Origin of the sequence: Candidatus Darwinibacter acetoxidans, assembly GCF_041936445.1 — a bacterium.
GTDB lineage: Bacteria > Bacillota > Limnochordia > Darwinibacteriales > Darwinibacteriaceae > DTU010.
On sequence record NZ_JBHGXH010000237.1, the window covers coordinates 1 to 3,220 of the forward strand.

6 protein-coding genes are annotated in these 3,220 nt (G+C 60.0%); all 6 read left to right on the plus strand.

All coding sequences use genetic code 11. The features are described 5' to 3' along the window. A partial coding sequence (locus tag ACE4YL_RS08795) for a hypothetical protein (RefSeq protein ID WP_461369545.1) occupies positions 1-670 on the plus strand: 670 nt, incomplete at its 5' end. A gap of 81 nt (positions 671-751) precedes the next feature. After that, positions 752-1,048, plus strand: a complete 297-nt coding sequence (locus tag ACE4YL_RS08800) for a hypothetical protein (RefSeq protein WP_461369546.1) — start codon at positions 752-754, stop codon at positions 1,046-1,048. Positions 1,049-1,211: 163 nt separating this feature from the next. After that, the gene (locus tag ACE4YL_RS08805; protein ID WP_461369547.1) at positions 1,212-1,850 is read left to right on the plus strand and encodes a pentapeptide repeat-containing protein; all 639 of its coding nucleotides are present in this window, start codon (positions 1,212-1,214) and stop codon (positions 1,848-1,850) included. A gap of 374 nt (positions 1,851-2,224) precedes the next feature. After that, entirely contained in the window at positions 2,225-2,428 is a 204-nt protein-coding gene (locus tag ACE4YL_RS08810) for a hypothetical protein (RefSeq protein ID WP_461369548.1), read from the plus strand. A gap of 163 nt (positions 2,429-2,591) precedes the next feature. Further along, positions 2,592-2,774, plus strand: coding sequence for a hypothetical protein (locus ACE4YL_RS08815; protein ID WP_461369549.1), 183 nt, complete (start codon positions 2,592-2,594; stop codon positions 2,772-2,774). Next, positions 2,774-3,193: a hypothetical protein gene (locus ACE4YL_RS08820; RefSeq protein ID WP_461369550.1), complete on the plus strand. Its 420-nt coding sequence runs from the start codon at positions 2,774-2,776 to the stop codon at positions 3,191-3,193. The genes ACE4YL_RS08815 and ACE4YL_RS08820 overlap by 1 nt, the downstream gene beginning before the upstream one ends. Positions 3,194-3,220 lie beyond the last annotated feature (27 nt).

Consider the following 3,220-nt stretch of genomic DNA (forward strand, 5'->3'; position numbering starts at 1 on the left):
GGTCAATGCCTCTGGCTCCAAGATCGTGACGAAAGGGACGACGAAACGAAAATGCCCGACGCAGCCCGCGAATACCTGCCTGCTCGCGATCGTGTTCGTGCCGGCAGGGGCGACGGTGATCGCGACCGGGAACGTCTACGACGCGAGGCTGCTCTCGCAGAACCTGGCGGCCGCAGCGATCGAGTGCGCCGGGGCGATCGACACGCCCGCTGGGAATATCGGGGCGAGATCACAATTTGTCGATATTGCCGCTGGATTAACGACACTCCGGAAATCCCAGATAAAGACAATAGGGTGTAGCCCAGGGCAGACGGTCACATTAATGTCGGTTATTGTTCCGTCGAACTATAGCTCCACTATTGCATCAAATTGCACTCTCCACGTTAAAGCGATGAATCCCAGGACGATACCCAACTATGGGACAATAACAGTCTATTGTAATGGCGTACCTATCGGGTCTGCACCAATCGGAGAGCTGTGGGATAGTTACAAGTGGATGCCTCCGTTTAACACGACGGGGGGATTTAAGGCTGGGGATACGTTGGATATAAAACTATCCGCTGGAGGTACGTCGGGGGGAGGGCCGAGCGTGGCCGAGATCCACATCTACTCGTCCCGAGCCACCAACATTGCAGCGTGCAAGGTGTTCCACGAAGAAGGCACATGGTAACCCTTATAAATACCCCTCCCCCTACCTTCTTTCATGACTGATGCTAAAACCTCTTTCTGGTCCCCGGCGCGCATCGGTGCAGTGATCGGGGTCGTCCTGCTCATCGTGGCGCTCGCCTACCTGGCAAGCCTGCCGCAGAACCAGTTCCAGCCGGCCGACCTCCTGCAGCCACGGTACGCCACCGACGCGGATCTCGGGTATTGGATGGTCTACGAATACGATCCAGAGGTCGACGTCTACCACCGCCACGTGGTGATGGAGCACCCCAACGACACGTTTGAGTGGCTCGACGGCGACGGGATCTGGTTGCCCCGGCGCGCTGTCGAGGGGACGTTTAACGTGATCGGGTCGTTCGACCGGCGGAAAGCACACCTCTGATCCGGCGAGGGCATATTGGGCACGTAAGATCGTAACTTTTTAAGATCTCTCTCTCATGGGAAAGTTACGATCCTTCGTGCCCTATGTGCCCCGATCTATCCTTTGTGCGATAGTTATATATACTATTACAACTAATATATGTATTGTAAGAGGTGTAATGAGAATGACTCAAACCGTCGGGCTAAAAGCCCCCACAAACCTCAAAGAGGTGCTGCGGCTGCATGCATTGTGGCTGAACGATGGGGAGATCGGCGAGCGGGCCGACCTGAGAGAGACCAAGCTGGCAGGGGCCGATCTGGGAGAGGCCGACCTGAGAAGGGTCAACCTAGTAGGGGCCAACCTGAGATGGGCCGACCTGAGAAGGGCCAACCTGGAAGGGGCCAACCTGAGAGAAGCCGACCTGAGAGAGGCCAACCTGATTGGGGCCAACCTGAGAGAGGCCGACCTGAGATGGGCCAACCTAGTAGGGGCCAACCTGGAAGGAGCCAACCTGGAAGGAGCCAACCTGAGATGGGCCGTCCTGGAAGGGGCCAACCTGGAAGGGGCCAACTTGGAGATGGCCGACCTGGATTATGCTGCGTGGCCGCTCTGGTGCGGGTCGCTCGGTGTCAAGGCTGATCGGCGTCTGGCTGCACAACTCGCATACCACTTCTGCCGGATCGACTTCGGTGATGATGAACTCTGCAAGGGCCTACAAGAAGCGCTTGTCCCGCTCGCAAACGAGTTTCACCGCGTCGGGGAGAATGGGATTCCTCCTATCAAGGAGCGGGGGCGTGGCCCCCTCACATCCGTCCAAATTTGAAAACGGCCATCGTCGGAGTAGAGCCAAACCGGATACATTATATATCCATGGGACGAATCTATGATTATGGGGCAGCAAAACAGCGCAAAACCAAAACCAAGACTCCAGGTCTATGTTAGCCCGGATGTTGCGGTACGTCTCAGAGAATACGCCTCATCAGTGGGGGTGTCCGCGTCGTTTGCCACTGAGATGGCGCTGCGGGCATACCTCAATATGGAGAGAGTGAAATTATGACGAAAAAGTGTAACTATGTCGGCCCCTGCGCCACCGCCTGCAAACCGGGGGCGGGAACCGACGCTCAGAACGGTACGTTCGATCGTATATTAGTTGCGGCCACGGAGCACGCTGCACGCGAGGCGGGACTGCCCGGGCGCGTGGACCGCGAGACGACCTACTGCCGCTCCTGCGGCTGCGAGACCACGAGCGGCGACGGGATCTGCGCGGCGTGCGCCGAAGCCCTGCGCGAGGAGCGAGCGGCGGCCCTGGATGAGCGGTGTCGCATCCACCGGGTCCGACACGTCGAGGATCTCCCGGTGAGCGTGCTCGAAGAGATGCAGGCCGAGAGGGGGCGGTGCTGATGTCCTCTCCACCGAATTACCGCCCGGCAGAGCGCTGCTGCGCGACCTGCGACGAGGGGCACGGGAGCGGCATCAATGCCGGATATTACTGTAGCTGGCACGACGGGATGCCCGTGTCCAAACACTGCGTCTGCGACGACTGGCGGCCGGAGGTGACGGACTGATGGCTCGCCTCGACTCTATCTCGACCCGCGACCTCGTCAAGGAGATTGCGACCCGGGAGGGCGTGACCCGGCACCTCGTCGGCGTGGAGGATCTGTATTTTTTGCGTGTGCGCTCGGGGCAGGGGGACACTCACACCACGTTCGACCTCGGCCCCGCGGTCATTCTGGTGGTGGTGGACTGATGTCGTCCGACAATCTCCTGGAGCGGGCGTTCATGGCCCGGATCCGGGCCGATGAGTACCGGGAGGACCTCGCCGCCCTACAGCAGGAGTTCGACGAGCGGCCGGACGTCATCGAGATCAAGCGCCAGATCGACCGCTGCGAGGAGGAGCGCCGGCAGTGCATCGCGCAGGCGAAGGCGGCGGGGATCAGCAAGCAGGGCTCGTTCCGGCTCAAGGTCCGCACCCGCAAGCAGCGCACGGTGATCCCGAAACTCTTCTTTGCGAAACACGGCGCAGAAGCGTTTGTCGAGTGTGCGACCATCGCAATCGGCAAAGCTGAGGCGCTGCTCGGCAAAGCCGCACTCGACGACTGCTGCGAGGTCCAGGTCAAGGAGCTCGGTGCGACGGTTGAGTATGTGCGCCCGGAGGGATCGGAATGATCCCCGCACTCCCCTGCGGTACCTATG

Coding starts and splice junctions, on each gene's coding strand:
- ACE4YL_RS08815 (WP_461369549.1), top strand. CDS start 2,592: ATGGCTCGCCTCGACTCTATCTCGACCCGCGACCTCGTCAAGGAGATT.
- ACE4YL_RS08820 (WP_461369550.1), top strand. CDS start 2,774: ATGTCGTCCGACAATCTCCTGGAGCGGGCGTTCATGGCCCGGATCCGG.
- ACE4YL_RS08805 (WP_461369547.1), top strand. CDS start 1,212: ATGACTCAAACCGTCGGGCTAAAAGCCCCCACAAACCTCAAAGAGGTG.